We start from the raw sequence: 14,546 nt of genomic DNA, 5'->3' as shown, positions 1-14,546 counted from the left end.
GCCCGCCGGACAAGGATTATTTCAGGGCTTCGACCAGCTTCTTGACGTCCTGGCTGCGCCCGCGCGGCAGGATCAGCAGGTCGTTGCCGCTGGCCACGACGATCAGGTCCGACACGCCGACCATGCGAATCCGCACGCCATCGGTACGGACCAGACAGTCGCGCGTGTCGATCGCCAGCACTTCGCCGCGATGCGCGTTGCCGGTCTCGTCCCGCTCGCTGATCGCGTGCAGCGCGTCCCAGCTGCCCAGGTCGTTCCAGCCCATCGCGACCGGCACGACGACCACGCGGTCGGCCTTTTCCATGACGGCATAGTCGATCGACTGCGACGGGGCGGCGGCAAAGGCCGCTGCATCGGGGGCGATGCGGTTACCGGTGCGGTCGGCCTGATCCATCGCGCGCTGGCACGCGGCCAGCATATCGGGTTCGTGCTGGCCCAGTTCGGCCAGATATCGATCGGCGCGGAACAGGAAGATGCCGCCGTTCCAGACGTGATCGCCGGCTGCTAGCATCGCCTGTGCCGCCTCGAGCGGCGGCTTTTCGACGAAGCGGGCGACGCGGTGCACGCCATCGGCAATCTCTTCGCCGGCCTGGATCCAGCCATAACCGGTTTCCGGTGCATCGGGCGAAATCCCGAAGGTCGCCAGCCAACCGTCCTGCACCTTGGGCAGCGCGCGCTGTACCGCGGCGTGGAATGCCGCGACGTCCGCGATCACATGGTCCGACGGCATCACCAGCAGCACCGCATCGGGCGTCTCCGCCGCCAGCGCCGCCAGTGCGATCGCGGGTGCGGTGTTACGTCCCGCAGGTTCGAGGATCAGTGCGCTCGGCGCGGCGCCGACCGCGCCCAACTGGCGGTCGATCATGTCGGCATGGCGGGCGTTGGCGACCACGATCGGGGCGGCGAAACCATCCCCGACAGCGCGGGTCGCCGTCAGCTGCAGCATGGTCGCTTCCGCCGTCAGCGCCAGCATCTGCTTGGGCGTTTCCGGGGTCGACATCGGCCATAGGCGTGTGCCCGATCCGCCGGAAAGAATGACGGGTACGATCATGGGCATGGTCAAGCAGGTTCCTGTCTGTCGCACTGGAAAAGACGCCTGTCGACCGGCGTTGGGGCAGGATGCCCCGTGATTTGGGTATTCGGCGCGTAGATGCTTTTTCGTATATCATCCAACGCATGTTGAGAGGCTATCGTCCGCCTTCCCGCCGGGTCAGTGCGGCGACGCAACTGGCGCGGTCGATCGGCGCGCCGGTGCGCTGGCGCGCATCGACATGGCGCACGACGGGCACCCCGCCTTGCTGCGGCGCATAGAGATAGGCGTCGAGGACGCAGATGTTCGATCCGAATTGCAGCTTGCGCCCGGCCCCTTCGCTCAGGTCGAGCAGCGGTTGGCCGAACAACTGGGTAAGGGCATTGGCATTCTGCCCCATCACCCGCTCTAGGCCGATCGTGCCATAGCTGGGTGCGGGCGGGGTCGGCAGGGCGTTCTGGCGTACGACGGGACCGGGCGTGGCGCAGGCGGAGACAGCCAGCGCCAATCCCACGCTGATCCCAACGCTACGCATTCCCACCCCCTTTGCCCCGGCGCCGATGAAAGCCATGCGTCGCCATCGCCGCGCCGATCAGCGGCGCAACGAAATTCACAAACGGTATCAACAGCAATCCGGTTCCCACCAGCCCGAGAAGAAACCGCCGGCCGCCGCTTGCCCGTCGTTCGGCGGGCATCGCGGCGGGGGGCAGGTGGCGTGCCGCAACCATGTCCGACAGGTCCCGGCCGAGCAGCCAGCCATTGACGACGAAGAACACCGCCGCCGTCCCGATCCCGGTGGCGAGCAGCAGCAGATAGAGCGGCACGAAGAACAGGTTCACTGCCACCGCCCGCAGCACGGACTTGCCGCTCATGGCGAGCGACCGGCCGAGCGGCACCGGACGGGCGGTCGCCAGTGCGGCGGGATAATGTTTCGCCTCGACCGCCTCGACCACTTCGTCAGCGAACAGGCCGATGACGGCGATGGCGACGATGCGGAAGAGGAGCCAGGCAAGGCCGATCGCGACGATGACGGTGGCGATGACCGCCAGCGTGCCGGCATCGTCACCCAGCACGAAGACGTCGGTGGTCACCCAGCGTGCGCCATATGCCAGCCCGGCACCGACCAGCGCCAGCAATACAAGCGTCAGCGCCAGCGACTTGGCCAGCACCCGCAGGAACGCACGGTCGCCGAGCTGGGCGAGCGACAGGAAAAAGCTTTCGATCATGCATCGGACGATGGTGAGCCGGGAAGGGCACGTCAACGCCCGGCGGGGGCATGCGCTTGCTAGCGCGCGCGCCGCTGGCTAACGCGCAGGGCAATGCCCGCGCATCGTCGCCGGGCGCCATGTTTCGGAGACCTTGATTGACCCAGCCCACACTCGACGTCGTTGCGATCGGCAACGCCATCGTCGATATTCTCGCCCAGTCGGACGACGCCTTCCTTGCCGCGGAGGGCATGACCAAGGGGTCGATGCAGCTCGTCTTCTCGCCCGCCGATGCCGATGCGCTCTATGCTAAGATGGGTCCGGGCCGCGAAGTGTCGGGCGGGTCGGCCGCCAATACCGTCGCCGGCATCGCGGCGCTGGGTGGCAAGACCGGCTTCATCGGCCAGGTCGCCGATGACCAGCTGGGCGCGGTGTTCGCGCACGATATCCGCGCCGCCGGCGTCCGTTTCGACACCGCCGTCCGCGCAGGCGAGCCGACCACCGCGCGCTGCCTGATCTTCGTCACGCCCGACGGGCAGCGGACGATGAACACCTTCCTCGGCGCATCGCAGTTCCTGCCCGAAGCGGCGCTGGATGCCGACCTGATCGCCAGCGGCGCGATCCTGTATCTCGAAGGCTATCTGTGGGACCCGGAAGAACCGCGCGCCGCGATGCGTGCCGGCATCCGCATCGCACGTGACGCGGGGCGCAAGGTCGCCTTCACCCTGTCGGACACCTTCTGCATCTCGCGCCACGGTGATGATTTCCGTAAGCTGATCGCCGAGGGGCAGGTCGACATCCTGTTCGCAAACGAGAACGAACTGGTCGCGCTGGCGCAGGTCGAGGATTTCGACGCGGCGGTGGAGCGGATCGCGGGGCAGGTGCCGGTGCTGGTCGTCACGCGCGGCGAACAGGGCGCCATCGCGGTGACCGGGGGGCAGCGGACCAGCGTGCCCGCGCAGCCGATCGAGCGGGTGGTCGACACGACCGGCGCGGGCGACCTGTTCGCCGCCGGGTTCCTGCACGGACAGGCGCAGGGCTATGATATCGAACGCTCGCTGAAGCTGGGGGCGCTGTGCGCCGCCGAGATCATCTCGCACTATGGCGCGCGGCCCGAGGTCGACCTGACCCGGCTGATGCAGGAAAAGATCGGCTGAGCCCGTCGATCCTGTCCTGAAACGAAAAGGGGGGAGGCCGAACCGATCGGCCTCCCCCCCTTTTTTTGACCTTGGCGGGGATCAGTGACCGCCGTCCAGATCCGCCACCTCGACGATCCCACGACCCAGATGGCTGCGGCGATAGCCATAGAGGAAATAGATCACGAGGCCGACCGCGCCCCACACCGGCAGCACCAGCTTGGCATCGGGCGGCAGCGCCACGAACAGGCCGATGCAGCCGATCATCGTCGCCGGCGCGACCAGCCAGACGGCGGGCGTGCGGAACGGACGATGGCGATGCGGATCGCGCTTGCGCAGCACAAGTACGCCGACTGCCACCATGAAGAACGCGAACAGCGTGCCGGCGTTGGCGATATCGGCCAGCTTGCCGACCGGCAGGAATGCGGCGGCAAAGGTCACGCCGATGCCGGTGATCGCGGTGATGACGTGCGGCGTCTTCCACTTCGGGTGGATCGACGACAGCTTTTCCGGCAGCAGGCCGTCGCGCGACATGGTGAAGAAGATGCGCGTCTGGCCGAACAGCATGACCAGGATGACCGAGGGGAGGGCGAGGAACGCCGCCAGGCCGATCAGGTTACCGATGTTCAGATAACCGATCTCGCGCAGGACGTGCGCCAGTGCTTCCTTCGAACAGGCAAGCGGTTCGGTGCCCATGCCGGCCAGTTCGGTGCAGCGTGCGCCCAGCGCCTGCGACCCCGGTGCCAGCCATTCGCCCAGCGCACTGGTCACCGGCTGCGACCCGAGCGGCGAACCGATCGCGCCGGCGGCCACCAGCATGTAGAAGACGGTGCAGATGGCAAGGCTGCCGATCAGCCCCAGCGGCACGTTGCGCTGCGGATTCTTCGTCTCCTCCGCCGCGGTCGATACCGCGTCGAACCCGACATAGGCGAAGAAGATCGACGCCGCGGCACCGACGACACCCTGTCCTTCGTTGCCGAACCAGCCATTGGGGGCGAAGGGTTCGAAATTGTCCATCCGCATGACCGGCAGCGCGAGGATGATGAACGCGGTCAGCGCCGTCACCTTGATCGCGACCAGCACCGCGTTCACCTTCGCGCTCTCGCTGGTGCCGAGCATCAGCAGACCGGTGATGAGCAGCGCGATGATGACGGCGGGCAGGTTGACGATGCCACCGGGCACATAGGGGCCGGAGATGATCGCGGTCGGCAGGGTGATGCCGAACCAACCCTGCAACTGCCCGACGAAATAGCCGGACCAGCCGACCGACACCGCCGATGCGGCAACCGCATATTCAAGGACCAGCGCCCAGCCGACCATCCAGGCGAGCAGTTCGCCCAGCACGGCATAGGTATAGGTATAGGCCGACCCCGATACCGGGACCATCGACGCGAATTCGGAATAGCACAACGCCGCGACCGCGCAGACCAGCGCGGCGATGACGAATGCCACCATCATGCCCGGCCCGGCCTTTTGCGCGGCTTCGGAGGTGAGGACGAAGATGCCGGTGCCGATGATGGCCCCGACGCCCAGCATCGTCAGCTGGAACGCACCCAGGGTGCGCGTAAGCGATTTCTTCTCTGCGGTCGCAAGGATCGCATCGAGTGGCTTGATACGGCCAAAAATCATGCAGGCCCCCCAAACGCGGCGCCTTCTTCCGGGGCCGCGAAGTTACAAAGGCGTAAACCTACCCGCAAATCCGCCCCGCGCAATTCCTTTCGTGCAATAAAGCTGTCCTATCGCGCCAGCATCGGCCCCAGCGGCGCCCCGCCGAACAGGTGGACGTGGAGGTGCGGCACCTCCTGCCCGCCATGCCCGCCGATATTGGCGAGCAGGCGATAGCCCGGTTCGACCAGCCCCTCCGCGCGGGCGACATGGCCCACGGCGCGGACGAAGCCGGCGATTTCCGCATCGGGCGCGTTCGCGGCAAAATCGTCCCACGATACATAGCGGCCCTTGGGGATCACCAGCACATGGACCGGTGCCTGCGGGGCGATATCGTGGAAGGCGAGGGCGAAGTCGTCCTCATACACCCGCCTGGCCGGGATTTCGCCGCGCAGGATGCGGGCAAAGATGTTGGTGTCGTCATAGGGCTTCGTGGCGTCGATCGGCATGGGGATCACTCCTGGGGGCGGGACGCTTTTTCGGCGATGCCCGACTGGCCCTCGCGGCGGGTCAGTTCGGCACGGACATCGTCGAGGGCGATGCCCTGGGCTTGCAGCAGCAGCGTCAGGTGGAACATCAGGTCGGCAGCCTCGCCGATCAGCCCGGCGCGGTCGTCGGCCATCGCCGCGATGACGCACTCGACCGCTTCCTCACCGACCTTCTGCGCGATCTTGGCCGGCCCACGCGCGTGCAGCTTCGCGACATAGGATTGCGTGGGATCGCCGCCGATCCGGCTGGCGATCACCGATTCAAGCCGGTCGAAGGCGTCCATGTCAGTCCCTGTTCTTGCGTTGCCGATTGCGGATCGCCCGCCGCGCCAACACCACCATGAACGCAAACGCCACGAAGGTCGCGACGTCCGAAAAGGCAAAGCCTTCGCGGGGTGGGGCGATGCCGGAATGGGCGGCGGCAAGGGCGGTCGTGGCCATGGAGCGGCTGTAGGGGGTTTTGCCGGACCTGAAAATCCTCCCCGGCACGGGGAGGGGGACCGTCGCGAAGCGATGGTGGAGGGGGATGTCCGCATACGGGACCGTTGCCTTGCGCCGCGACCCCCTCCACCATCCTTGCGGATGGTCCACCTCCCCGCGGGGCGGGGAGGATTTTTAGTGCGACCGCACCGGCACCCCCGCCGCCGCCAGCGCCGCGTGCGCGTCCGCCACCGATGCCTCGCCGAAATGAAAGATCGACGCCGCCAAGACCGCGCTCGCATGGCCCTGCGTCACGCCTGCGACGAGGTGGTCGAGCGTGCCGACGCCGCCCGACGCCACCACCGGCACCGATACCGCATCGGCGATGGTGCGGATCAGGTCAAGATCATAGCCATCGCGCGTGCCGTCGCGGTCCATCGACGTCACCAGCAACTCGCCAGCGCCCAGCTTCGCCAGCTTCAGCGCATGGTCGACCGCATCGATCCCGGTCGCGCGCCTGCCGCCATGGGTGAACACCTCCCAATGACCATCGACCCGGCGCGCATCGACCGAAGCGGTGACACACTGGCTACCGAAGCGGTCGGCGATGTCGGCGACCAGTTCGGGACGCGCCACGGCGGCGGAATTTACCGCCACCTTGTCGGCCCCGGCCAGCAGCAGCGCGCGGGCATCGTCGGGCGACCGCACCCCGCCACCGACGGTCAGCGGCATGAAGCATACTTCGGCGGTGCGGCGCACGACGTCGATGATCGTGTCGCGCCCTTCGTGGCTGGCGCCGATGTCGAGGAAGGTCAGCTCGTCGGCACCGGCGGCGTCATAGGCGCGCGCCTGTTCGACCGGATCGCCCGCATCGCGCAGGTCGACGAAGTTCACGCCCTTCACCACCCGCCCGGCATGGACGTCGAGACAGGGGATGACCCGCGCCCGCACCGTCATGCGGTCGCGACCCGGATCGCTTCGGCCAGGTCGAGGCGACCGTCGTACAGCGCGCGGCCGGTGATGACGCCTTCGATCCCGGCCTTGCCCTTCAGCGCGTGGATATCCTCGATGCCGGCAACCCCGCCGCTGGCGATGACCGGGATCGATACGGCGGCGGCGAGCGCGGCGGTCGCCTCGACATTGCAGCCCTTCAGCATCCCGTCGCGCCCGACATCGGTGAACAGGAGCGCGGCAACGCCGGCATCCTCGAACCGGCGGGCCAGGTCGGTGACCGAAACGGTCGACACATCCGCCCAGCCGCGCGTCGCGACCATGCCGTCCCACGCATCGACCGCAACGACGATCCGCCCCGGACAGGCGGCGGCGGCTTCGCGCACGAAATCGGGGTCCTCCAGCGCGGCGGTGCCGATCACCACCCGCGCAACACCCAGGTCGAGCCAGCGGTCGACATTTGCGCGATTGCGGATGCCGCCGCCCAACTGCACCCGGCCCGGAAACGCCTTCAGGATGCCGGCGACCGCATCGCCGTTCACCGATTGCCCGGCGAACGCCCCGTCGAGGTCGACGACGTGCAGATGGTCCGCACCGGCATCGGCGAACAACGTCGCCTGGTGCGCGGGATCGTCGCCATAGACGGTGGCGCGGTCCATATCGCCCTCGGCCAGACGGACGACCTGTCCGCCTTTCAGGTCGATGGCAGGAAAGACGATCAAGGACGCCATGCGAGAAACCTCTCCAGCAGCGCCAATCCATAGCGCTGGCTTTTTTCGGGGTGGAACTGCACGCCCAGCAGGTTGTCGCGGCCGATCGCCGCGGTCACCGGGCCGCCATGGTCGGTGGTGGCCAGCACATGGCTGCCCTCGAACGCATAGCTGTGCAGGAAATAGGCTTCGCCGGGTACCAGCAGCGGATGCGGTGTGGCCGGTACGACATCGTTCCAGCCCATATGCGGCACGGTGATGCCGGGCGAAGCGGGCAGGCGGCGGACGGTGCCCTCGATCCAGCCAAGGCCGGCATGGCTGCCGAACTCCTCGCCGGTGGTGGCCAGCAACTGCATGCCCACGCACACGCCGAGGAACGGCACGCCACCCTCAAGCACGCGCGCGCGCATCGCCTCGACCATGCCGGGGATCGCGGTCAGCCCGTTCATGCACGCGGCAAAGGCACCGACGCCGGGCAGGACGATCCGGTCGGCCTTCGCGACCGCATCCGGGTCGGCGGTGATCGAAAGGTTCTGCGCACCGGCGGCGTTCAGCGCATTGGCGACCGACTGAAGATTGCCCGCACCGTAATCGATCAATGCGATCAAAACAGGTCGCCGATCTGGTCCATCGCCAGCGTCATGGTGAAGGCGACGACCTCGACCGTCGCGACGCCGTTGACGACGAACGGATCGGTCTCGACCAGCGCACGCACGGCGTCCTCTTCACCCCGAAACAGCAGCACGCCGCCGGTCGGCGGAGTACGGCGCCCGGCGAGCAGCATGGTGCCGGCGTCCATCGCCGCCTTGATCCACGCGACATGCGCGTCGCGGTGGACGTCGACTTCGTCCAGCGGCTTCACATAGGTCAGCATCGCCAGGCACATCGGCTGCATCGAACGGGCTACCATGTCACAACACTCCCTTGGTCGACGGGATGGCATCGCCCTTGCGCGGGTCGATCTCGGTGGCGGTGCGCAAGGCACGCGCCAGCCCCTTGAAGATGCTTTCGGCGATATGGTGGTTGTTGGTGCCGTAGATCGTCTCGACATGCAGCGTGATGCCGGCAGCCTGCGCGAAGCTGTGGCAGAAATGGCCGAACATCTCGGTATCCATCGTACCCAGCTGTGCCTGGGTGAACTGCACCTTCCACACCAGCCACGGGCGCCCGGAGATGTCGAGCGCGACACGGGTCAGCGTCTCGTCCATCGGCGACAGCGCGTCGCCATAGCGGCGGATGCCGCGCTTGTCGCCCAGCGCCTTGGCGAACGCCTCGCCGATGGCGATGCCGGTATCCTCGACCGTATGGTGCGCGTCGATATGCAGGTCGCCGACCGTCCGCACGGTCAGGTCGATCAGCGAATGGCGCGACAATTGTTCGAGCATATGGTCGAAGAATCCGACCCCGGTCGACACGTCGTAGATGCCGGTACCGTCGAGGTTGACCGTGACGTCGATCGACGTCTCGCTGGTCTTGCGGGCGATGGTGGCGGTGCGCATGGCCGTCTCATAGCGCTTGGCGACGCCCATGCAACGCAACGAATCTTGACGCCCCGTCAAACGCCGCTACCCAAGGGCGCCATGAGCCAGACCGTCGCCGACAGCCTGATCCCGTATGACGAGATCGTCCAGGAAGCCCTGCGCGCCGTAGTCGGTCGCGTCCTGGGGCAGGTCTCCGCCACCGGCGCGCTGCCCGGCGAGCATCACTTCTATATCACGTTCAAGACGCAGGCACCGGGGGTCGATATCCCCAAGCGGCTGATCGAACGCTTCCCCGATGAAATGACGATCGTCATCCAGCATCGCTTCTGGGACCTGACCGTCGATGCCGAGCGCTTCTCGGTGGGGCTTAGCTTTGGCGGCATCCCGTCGACGCTGGTCATCCCCTATGCCGCGATCACCGGCTTCCACGATCCGGCGGTCAATTTCGAACTGCGGTTCCAGGCGAACGACGAGCCGGGCGACGAACCCGAACCGCATGATCCGCCCGAAAACGACGCCCCGATCGCGGTGAGCGAGGACGGGTCGAACGTCGTCGCCGTGGACTTCAAGCGCAAGAAGTGACGATCGAGGTCGTCGCGTCCCCAAGCGAGGTAGAGCGCGAGGCGATTCTGCGCATCCTGTCCGCGCATAACGACGCCTCGGTCGGGCCGACCGAGCGGCGGCAGGTCGCGATCGTCTTGCGCGACGCGGCGGGCACGATCACCGGCGGGCTGTACGGCAAGATCGGCTATCGCTGGCTGTTCGTCGAATTCCTGGCGATCGCGCCCGAGCATAAGGGGCAGGGGATCGGCCGCGACCTGATGCAGCAGGCCGAGACCCTTGCGCGCGACGCGGGGTGCATCGGCATGTGGCTCGACACCTTCAGCTTTCAGGCGCGCGGCTTCTACGAAAAGCTGGGCTTTGCGCAGTTCGGAACGATCGACGATTTTCCACCGGGGCATGCGCGCTTCTTCCTGTCGAAACGGATCGACTGACGCGGCCACGGGTTTTGGTCGGCATGACCGATACCCGTACCGAAACCGACTCGATCGGCGCTGTCGAGGTTCCCGCCGCCGCCTATTGGGGGGCGCAGACCGAACGATCGATCGAGAATTTCCCCTTTCCGCCGTCCGAACGCATGCCGATCGGCATCGTCCACGCGCTCGCCATCGTGAAGCAGGCGGCGGCGCGGGTGAACCGGGCGCATGGTCTCGATGCCAACATCGCCGATGCGATCAAGGCGGCAGCGGGCGAGGTGATCGCGGGAAAGCTCGACGACCAGTTCCCGCTGGTCATCTGGCAGACCGGCAGCGGTACCCAGTCGAACATGAACGTCAACGAAGTGATCGCCGGCCGCGCCAATGAAGCGCTGACCAGTGTCCGTGGCGGCAAGGTGCCGGTCCACCCCAACGACCATGTGAATATGGGCCAGTCGTCGAACGACAGCTTCCCGACCGCGCTGCACGTCGCGGCGGTCGTGGCGCTGAACCGCGACCTGCTCCCGGCGCTCGACCGGCTGGCCGGATCGCTGGAGGCGAAGGCGCAGGACTGGGCCGATATCGTCAAGATCGGCCGCACCCATTTGCAGGACGCGACGCCGCTGACGCTGGGCCAGGAATTTTCGGGCTATGGTGCGCAACTGCGCGATGCGAAGCGCCGGTTGCAGGCGGCTGAGGGCGATCTGTTGCGCCTGGCGCAAGGCGGAACGGCGGTTGGCACCGGTCTGAACGCCGCACCCGGTTTTGCCGAGGGCGTCGCGGCGGAGATCGCATCGATCACCGGCCATGCCTTCGTCACCGCACCCAACAAGTTCGAGGCGCTGGCGTCGAACGACCCGCTGGTGCAGTTGTCAGGCACGCTCAACACGCTGGCTGTCGCGCTGACCAAGATCGCCAACGATATCCGCCTGCTGGGATCGGGACCGCGTTCGGGGCTGGGCGAACTCGACCTGCCGGCCAACGAACCGGGCAGTTCGATCATGCCGGGCAAGGTTAATCCGACCCAGTGCGAGATGCTGACGATGGTCGCGGCACAGGTGATGGGCAACCACCTGTCGGTAACGGTCGGCGGCATGCAGGGGCATCTGGAACTCAATGTCTTCAAGCCGCTGATCGGTGCGGCGGTGCTGCGCTCGATCGATCTGCTCGGCATCGGCATGGTCAGTTTCGCCACACGCTGCGTCGACGGGATCGAGCCGAACCGCGCACGCATCGGCGAATTGGTCGAACGCAGCCTGATGCTGGTCACCGCGCTGGCGCCCGAGATCGGTTATGACAACGCCGCGAAGATCGCCAAGCACGCGCACGCCGAAGGGTTGACGCTGCGAGAGGCCGGGCTGGCGCTCGGGCTGGTCGACGAGGGGACGTTCGACCGACTGGTCCGGCCGGAAACGATGGTCGGATAGCGCCGATCGCCGACCGCTTTCCTACATGGTGGGTGGATGCCATGCTGCCTGCTGGGGGTGTTGTCCTTCGAGCAGTCTGACGTGGTTTGACGATCGTGATGCGTGAGGCCGCGAAAACGTGGCGAGTGTGAACTTTGTGAACTTTGGCGTCGGCGATGGCGCGAATGCCTGCGAACGGTAGTGTCGCGACAGGGAACATCCCGGCCGTTCCTGCGCTGTATCTGTATAACTCCAGCGAGGGAAACCATGGGTGCGACGACGATAGGGGCACTGGTCGGTGCCGCGATCGACAAGATGAGTGGCGATGACGATTCGAGCGTCGATGGCGCAATCAAGGGTGCCATCATCGCCAACGTCCTGAAAGTCACGATTCCGATGGCGATAACCTATGCCGTCGGCTGGGCCGTCTTGCGCGGTGCGGCCGAGCTGAAGGAACAACTCTTCGAAACGGAGGATGCAGCATGATCGGACGGATTATCGGCGCGCTTGTCGGGCGTCAGATGGATCGCCGCGATGGACGTGGTGGTGTGAAGGGTGCTGCGATGGGCTGGGCCGCTGGCGCCGTGATGCGCCGGATGGGGCCGCTGGGCATGATTCTCGGCGGCAGCTATGCGGCCAAGAAGGCATATGACCGGCGCAAGCTGGACAAGATGCGACGCGGCTACTGACGAATGCCCGGTTCGCCGCAATGGCGAACCGGTGCCGGACGGGGCCGCCCGTGACCGGCCGGATAGACCTCCACATTCCGTGGACCAAGAGCAAGGGGCGATGGCTTTGTGCCGTCGCCCCTTGACGCCGCGCGTCTGCCCGCGCGAATAGGCCGGTCCATGAGCCATCTGCCAGACCCCGACCTCCACGGCTTCAAGCGCCGCGGCGTGTTGTTCGTCCTGTCCTCGCCCTCCGGTGCGGGCAAATCGACCATCGCGCGCAAGCTGCTCGCGGCCGAGGACGACCTGTCGATGTCGGTATCGGCGACGACTCGCGGCCCCCGGCCCGGCGAGACCGACGGCAAGGAATATCACTTCGTCGACCTCGAGGAATTCCGCCGCATGGTCGCCGACCATGAATTCCTCGAATGGGCGCATGTGTTTGACAACCGCTACGGCACGCCGCGCGCGGCGGTCGAGGCGATGCTGAGCGCGGGCAAGGACGTGCTGTTCGACATCGACTGGCAGGGTGCGCAGCAGCTGTTCCAGATCGCGGGCGGCGACGTGGTGCGGGTGTTCATCCTGCCGCCGTCGATGGCCGAACTGCGCCAGCGGCTGGTGTCGCGCAACACCGACAGCGCCGAGGTGATCGAAGGGCGCATGGCGCGCGCCGCAGCCGAGGTCAGCCACTGGGACGGCTATGACTATGTGCTGGTCAACGACGACGTCGAGGCGTGCTTCCGCAAGGTGCAGACGATCCTCGCCGCCGAACGCCTGCGCCGGTCGCGCCAGACCGGGGTCATCGGATTCATCCGCAAGCTGATGCGCGGGCCGGGGGAATAAGCCCTGCCCGACTGTCCGATGTAAGAACGCCACCCCGGATCAGGTCCGGGGTGACGATGCGAACAGCGGGGCACACCTTCAGGGGTGGGCGACCTTGATGTCGGCCGCATTTGGCGCAACTGCTGCACCTGCGGGCTTTTCCGAGAATACCGGCTCGCCCGGAACCGTCCCCGCATCGACGATCCGTGCGGCATGGGACGCGCGGGCATCGGTGCCGTCCGCCTGATCGCCACGCGGCGGCGGCAGCAGCTTGGGGCCCTCCGCCGGACGACGCGGCGTCGATCCGCGCAGCGACAGCAGCAGGCCGGCCGCGACACCGATCCCGCCCAGCACCGCCGCAGTCGTCCACGGCCGCATCTGCGCCTCGAGCGCGAGGCTCTGTTTGCGGACATACTGGTCCTGGTTCGACCGGGTACGGCCATCGGCGCGGGGGCGGAACAGATTGTCCTGCGTGCCCGGCGCTGCCGGCGTGTCGGTCGACTGTGCGTCTTCCTTGAAGAATTTTTCCATGAAGCGGTCGGCGCTGCGCGGCAGCAGGTTGCTGATCCTGGTCATCGCCATGCCGGTGCCGCCCACGCTCAGGTCGCGTTTCGGGTGCGCGGCGGCGAAGCAGATCGCCTTGGCCACCAGTTCGGGGTCATAGACGACCGGGGGCACGCGCGCGGGCTGGTCCATCCGGTTGCGGGCATGTTCGGGATAGGGGGTGTCGATCGCCGCCGGCTTGACCAGCGTCACCGACACCGGCTTGCCATCGGCTTCCAGTTCCATGCGGAAGGCATCGGTGAAACCCTGCACGGCGTGCTTCATGGCGCTATACGCACCCTGCACCGGAACCGAGCGATCGGACAGGATCGACCCGATATTGACGATCGCGCCGCCACCCCGCGCGGCCAGTTCGCGCGCGGCATAGAGCGATGCGGCGACCATCGCGAAATAGCCGACGTCGAATAGGCGGCGCTGTTCCTCGACACTGGTGTCCGCCAGCCGGGCATAAAGCGCGACGGCGGCGTCGTTGACCCAGGTATCGAACCCGCCGAACACCTCGCGCGCCTTCGCTCCGATCTGCTCGGGCGCATCGGCGGCGGTCACGTCGATGGCGAGATGGTCGGCCTTGCCGCCGCGCAGCCGGATGCCCTCGACCGCTTCACGCAGCGCGTCTTCGTTGCGCGCCACCAGCAGGACCTTCGCACCCTCGCGCGCGGCGCGGCGGGCGGTGGCCAGGCCGATGCCGGACGAGGCACCGGTGATAACGAGAGTCTGTTCGGATAGCGGCTTGAGCGTAACGGCCATGACGATACTCCGGGGGCTGAAAGGTCGCGCGCTCAACGCACGATCCCACCCCGGGGTCCGCCCGGCTATTGCTCCAGAACGGCCATCCGTTCGGGCAGCGTGGCCATCACCACGCGGCGGGCATCGGCGTCGATCGTGGTCCAGCGGGCGATTTCATCCCGCGTCCGTCCACACCCAAGGCACCAGCCGGTGGCGATATCGATCGAGCAGACCAGTACGCACGGGCTTTCGATCGCCTGCACGGCGACCGTTTCGAACGGGTCGTCAGCCACCGGA

Annotated in this window: 21 protein-coding genes; 7 read left to right on the top strand and 14 right to left on the bottom strand. The window is 67.0% G+C overall.

Annotated features, from left to right (window positions below):
- Positions 1-16: 16 nt before the first annotated feature.
- The 3 genes from ASE67_RS12870 to ASE67_RS12860 all read right to left on the bottom strand — a co-directional run bounded on the left by ASE67_RS12870 (position 17) and on the right by ASE67_RS12860 (position 2,256).
- A complete protein-coding gene (locus ASE67_RS12870) occupies positions 17-1,057 on the bottom strand; it encodes a mannose-1-phosphate guanylyltransferase/mannose-6-phosphate isomerase (protein WP_082457123.1) in 1,041 nt (346 codons plus the stop codon).
- A gap of 130 nt (positions 1,058-1,187) precedes the next feature.
- Positions 1,188-1,565 carry a hypothetical protein gene (locus ASE67_RS12865; protein ID WP_055761981.1) on the bottom strand — a complete coding sequence of 126 codons (378 nt, stop codon included), beginning with the start codon at positions 1,563-1,565 and terminating at the stop codon, positions 1,188-1,190.
- Positions 1,558-2,256 carry an EI24 domain-containing protein gene (locus ASE67_RS12860; RefSeq protein WP_055761978.1) on the bottom strand — a complete coding sequence of 233 codons (699 nt, stop codon included), beginning with the start codon at positions 2,254-2,256 and terminating at the stop codon, positions 1,558-1,560. The genes ASE67_RS12865 and ASE67_RS12860 overlap by 8 nt, the downstream gene beginning before the upstream one ends.
- 137 nt (positions 2,257-2,393) lie before the next feature.
- Here ASE67_RS12860 and ASE67_RS12855 point away from each other — a divergent pair, with 137 nt between their 5' ends.
- Positions 2,394-3,392, top strand: coding sequence for an adenosine kinase (locus ASE67_RS12855; RefSeq protein ID WP_055761974.1), 999 nt, complete (start codon positions 2,394-2,396; stop codon positions 3,390-3,392).
- Positions 3,393-3,473: 81 nt separating this feature from the next.
- Here the strand turns inward: ASE67_RS12855 and ASE67_RS12850 are convergent, their stop codons facing one another.
- The 9 genes from ASE67_RS12850 to hisB form a co-directional block, all read right to left on the bottom strand.
- On the bottom strand, positions 3,474-5,000 hold the full coding sequence (locus ASE67_RS12850) for an amino acid permease (protein WP_055761971.1): 1,527 nt from the start codon (positions 4,998-5,000) through the stop codon (positions 3,474-3,476).
- A 107-nt stretch (positions 5,001-5,107) separates the two neighbouring features.
- The gene (locus tag ASE67_RS12845) at positions 5,108-5,485 is read right to left on the bottom strand and encodes a histidine triad nucleotide-binding protein (RefSeq protein ID WP_055761968.1); all 378 of its coding nucleotides are present in this window, start codon (positions 5,483-5,485) and stop codon (positions 5,108-5,110) included.
- Between the two features lie 5 nt (positions 5,486-5,490).
- Positions 5,491-5,808: a phosphoribosyl-ATP diphosphatase gene (locus tag ASE67_RS12840; protein WP_055761964.1), complete on the bottom strand. Its 318-nt coding sequence runs from the start codon at positions 5,806-5,808 to the stop codon at positions 5,491-5,493.
- 1 nt (position 5,809) lies between these two features.
- Positions 5,810-5,965, bottom strand: coding sequence for a hypothetical protein (locus tag ASE67_RS18235; protein ID WP_156347750.1), 156 nt, complete (start codon positions 5,963-5,965; stop codon positions 5,810-5,812).
- A gap of 174 nt (positions 5,966-6,139) precedes the next feature.
- Entirely contained in the window at positions 6,140-6,901 is a 762-nt protein-coding gene (gene hisF / locus ASE67_RS12835) for an imidazole glycerol phosphate synthase subunit HisF (protein ID WP_055761961.1), read from the bottom strand.
- Positions 6,898-7,626 carry a 1-(5-phosphoribosyl)-5-[(5-phosphoribosylamino)methylideneamino]imidazole-4-carboxamide isomerase gene (gene hisA, locus ASE67_RS12830; protein ID WP_055761958.1) on the bottom strand — a complete coding sequence of 243 codons (729 nt, stop codon included), beginning with the start codon at positions 7,624-7,626 and terminating at the stop codon, positions 6,898-6,900. Before hisA ends, hisF begins: the two co-directional genes overlap by 4 nt.
- On the bottom strand, positions 7,614-8,213 hold the full coding sequence (gene hisH, locus ASE67_RS12825; protein ID WP_055761953.1) for an imidazole glycerol phosphate synthase subunit HisH: 600 nt from the start codon (positions 8,211-8,213) through the stop codon (positions 7,614-7,616). The genes hisA and hisH overlap by 13 nt, the downstream gene beginning before the upstream one ends.
- Positions 8,210-8,515, bottom strand: a complete 306-nt coding sequence (locus ASE67_RS12820) for a YciI family protein (RefSeq protein ID WP_200922225.1) — start codon at positions 8,513-8,515, stop codon at positions 8,210-8,212. Before ASE67_RS12820 ends, hisH begins: the two co-directional genes overlap by 4 nt.
- 1 nt (position 8,516) lies before the next feature.
- Complete coding sequence (gene hisB, locus ASE67_RS12815; RefSeq protein ID WP_055762863.1) at positions 8,517-9,104, bottom strand: imidazoleglycerol-phosphate dehydratase HisB; 588 nt, start codon at positions 9,102-9,104, stop codon at positions 8,517-8,519.
- Between the two features lie 81 nt (positions 9,105-9,185).
- On the opposite strand from hisB, the gene ASE67_RS12810 reads away from it, so the two are divergent.
- The 6 genes from ASE67_RS12810 to gmk all read left to right on the top strand — a co-directional run bounded on the left by ASE67_RS12810 (position 9,186) and on the right by gmk (position 12,980).
- Entirely contained in the window at positions 9,186-9,668 is a 483-nt protein-coding gene (locus ASE67_RS12810; protein WP_055761952.1) for an SspB family protein, read from the top strand.
- Positions 9,665-10,081: a GNAT family N-acetyltransferase gene (locus ASE67_RS12805; RefSeq protein WP_055761949.1), complete on the top strand. Its 417-nt coding sequence runs from the start codon at positions 9,665-9,667 to the stop codon at positions 10,079-10,081. Before ASE67_RS12810 ends, ASE67_RS12805 begins: the two co-directional genes overlap by 4 nt.
- 23 nt (positions 10,082-10,104) lie before the next feature.
- Positions 10,105-11,490, top strand: a complete 1,386-nt coding sequence (gene fumC, locus ASE67_RS12800; protein WP_055761946.1) for a class II fumarate hydratase — start codon at positions 10,105-10,107, stop codon at positions 11,488-11,490.
- 246 nt (positions 11,491-11,736) lie between these two features.
- A complete protein-coding gene (locus ASE67_RS12795) occupies positions 11,737-11,955 on the top strand; it encodes a hypothetical protein (protein ID WP_055761943.1) in 219 nt (72 codons plus the stop codon).
- The gene (locus ASE67_RS12790) at positions 11,952-12,158 is read left to right on the top strand and encodes a hypothetical protein (RefSeq protein WP_055761940.1); all 207 of its coding nucleotides are present in this window, start codon (positions 11,952-11,954) and stop codon (positions 12,156-12,158) included. Before ASE67_RS12795 ends, ASE67_RS12790 begins: the two co-directional genes overlap by 4 nt.
- A 159-nt stretch (positions 12,159-12,317) precedes the next feature.
- Positions 12,318-12,980 (top strand): guanylate kinase, encoded by a 663-nt coding sequence (gene gmk, locus ASE67_RS12785; RefSeq protein ID WP_055761937.1) that lies wholly within the window; start codon positions 12,318-12,320, stop codon positions 12,978-12,980.
- A 78-nt stretch (positions 12,981-13,058) separates the two neighbouring features.
- Here the strand turns inward: gmk and ASE67_RS12780 are convergent, their stop codons facing one another.
- Together ASE67_RS12780 and ASE67_RS12775 are read right to left on the bottom strand one after the other, a co-directional pair.
- On the bottom strand, positions 13,059-14,270 hold the full coding sequence (locus ASE67_RS12780) for an SDR family oxidoreductase (RefSeq protein ID WP_055761934.1): 1,212 nt from the start codon (positions 14,268-14,270) through the stop codon (positions 13,059-13,061).
- Positions 14,271-14,335: 65 nt separating this feature from the next.
- Positions 14,336-14,542 carry a DUF1289 domain-containing protein gene (locus tag ASE67_RS12775; RefSeq protein ID WP_055761931.1) on the bottom strand — a complete coding sequence of 69 codons (207 nt, stop codon included), beginning with the start codon at positions 14,540-14,542 and terminating at the stop codon, positions 14,336-14,338.
- Positions 14,543-14,546 lie beyond the last annotated feature (4 nt).

Source organism: Sphingomonas sp. Leaf23 (genome assembly GCF_001421585.1).
Lineage (GTDB): Bacteria > Pseudomonadota > Alphaproteobacteria > Sphingomonadales > Sphingomonadaceae > Sphingomonas.
The sequence above is the reverse complement of the archived record's forward strand: the minus strand, read 5'-3'. Positions and strand labels throughout refer to the sequence as shown.

Bases quoted from the DNA above. Each gene is read 5' to 3' on its own strand.
- ASE67_RS12845 (WP_055761968.1), bottom strand. From the start codon at position 5,485: ATGCCGATCGACGCCACGAAGCCCTATGACGACACCAACATCTTTGCC.
- ASE67_RS12870 (WP_082457123.1), bottom strand. From the start codon at position 1,057: ATGCCCATGATCGTACCCGTCATTCTTTCCGGCGGATCGGGCACACGC.
- gmk (WP_055761937.1), top strand. From the start codon at position 12,318: ATGAGCCATCTGCCAGACCCCGACCTCCACGGCTTCAAGCGCCGCGGC.
- fumC (WP_055761946.1), top strand. From the start codon at position 10,105: ATGACCGATACCCGTACCGAAACCGACTCGATCGGCGCTGTCGAGGTT.
- hisF (WP_055761961.1), bottom strand. From the start codon at position 6,901: ATGACGGTGCGGGCGCGGGTCATCCCCTGTCTCGACGTCCATGCCGGG.
- ASE67_RS12780 (WP_055761934.1), bottom strand. From the start codon at position 14,270: ATGGCCGTTACGCTCAAGCCGCTATCCGAACAGACTCTCGTTATCACC.
- ASE67_RS12865 (WP_055761981.1), bottom strand. From the start codon at position 1,565: ATGCGTAGCGTTGGGATCAGCGTGGGATTGGCGCTGGCTGTCTCCGCC.
- ASE67_RS18235 (WP_156347750.1), bottom strand. From the start codon at position 5,965: ATGGCCACGACCGCCCTTGCCGCCGCCCATTCCGGCATCGCCCCACCC.
- ASE67_RS12860 (WP_055761978.1), bottom strand. From the start codon at position 2,256: ATGATCGAAAGCTTTTTCCTGTCGCTCGCCCAGCTCGGCGACCGTGCG.
- ASE67_RS12810 (WP_055761952.1), top strand. From the start codon at position 9,186: ATGAGCCAGACCGTCGCCGACAGCCTGATCCCGTATGACGAGATCGTC.
- hisB (WP_055762863.1), bottom strand. From the start codon at position 9,104: ATGCGCACCGCCACCATCGCCCGCAAGACCAGCGAGACGTCGATCGAC.
- ASE67_RS12850 (WP_055761971.1), bottom strand. From the start codon at position 5,000: ATGATTTTTGGCCGTATCAAGCCACTCGATGCGATCCTTGCGACCGCA.
- ASE67_RS12820 (WP_200922225.1), bottom strand. From the start codon at position 8,515: ATGGTAGCCCGTTCGATGCAGCCGATGTGCCTGGCGATGCTGACCTAT.
- hisA (WP_055761958.1), bottom strand. From the start codon at position 7,626: ATGGCGTCCTTGATCGTCTTTCCTGCCATCGACCTGAAAGGCGGACAG.
- ASE67_RS12795 (WP_055761943.1), top strand. From the start codon at position 11,737: ATGGGTGCGACGACGATAGGGGCACTGGTCGGTGCCGCGATCGACAAG.
- ASE67_RS12840 (WP_055761964.1), bottom strand. From the start codon at position 5,808: ATGGACGCCTTCGACCGGCTTGAATCGGTGATCGCCAGCCGGATCGGC.
- ASE67_RS12790 (WP_055761940.1), top strand. From the start codon at position 11,952: ATGATCGGACGGATTATCGGCGCGCTTGTCGGGCGTCAGATGGATCGC.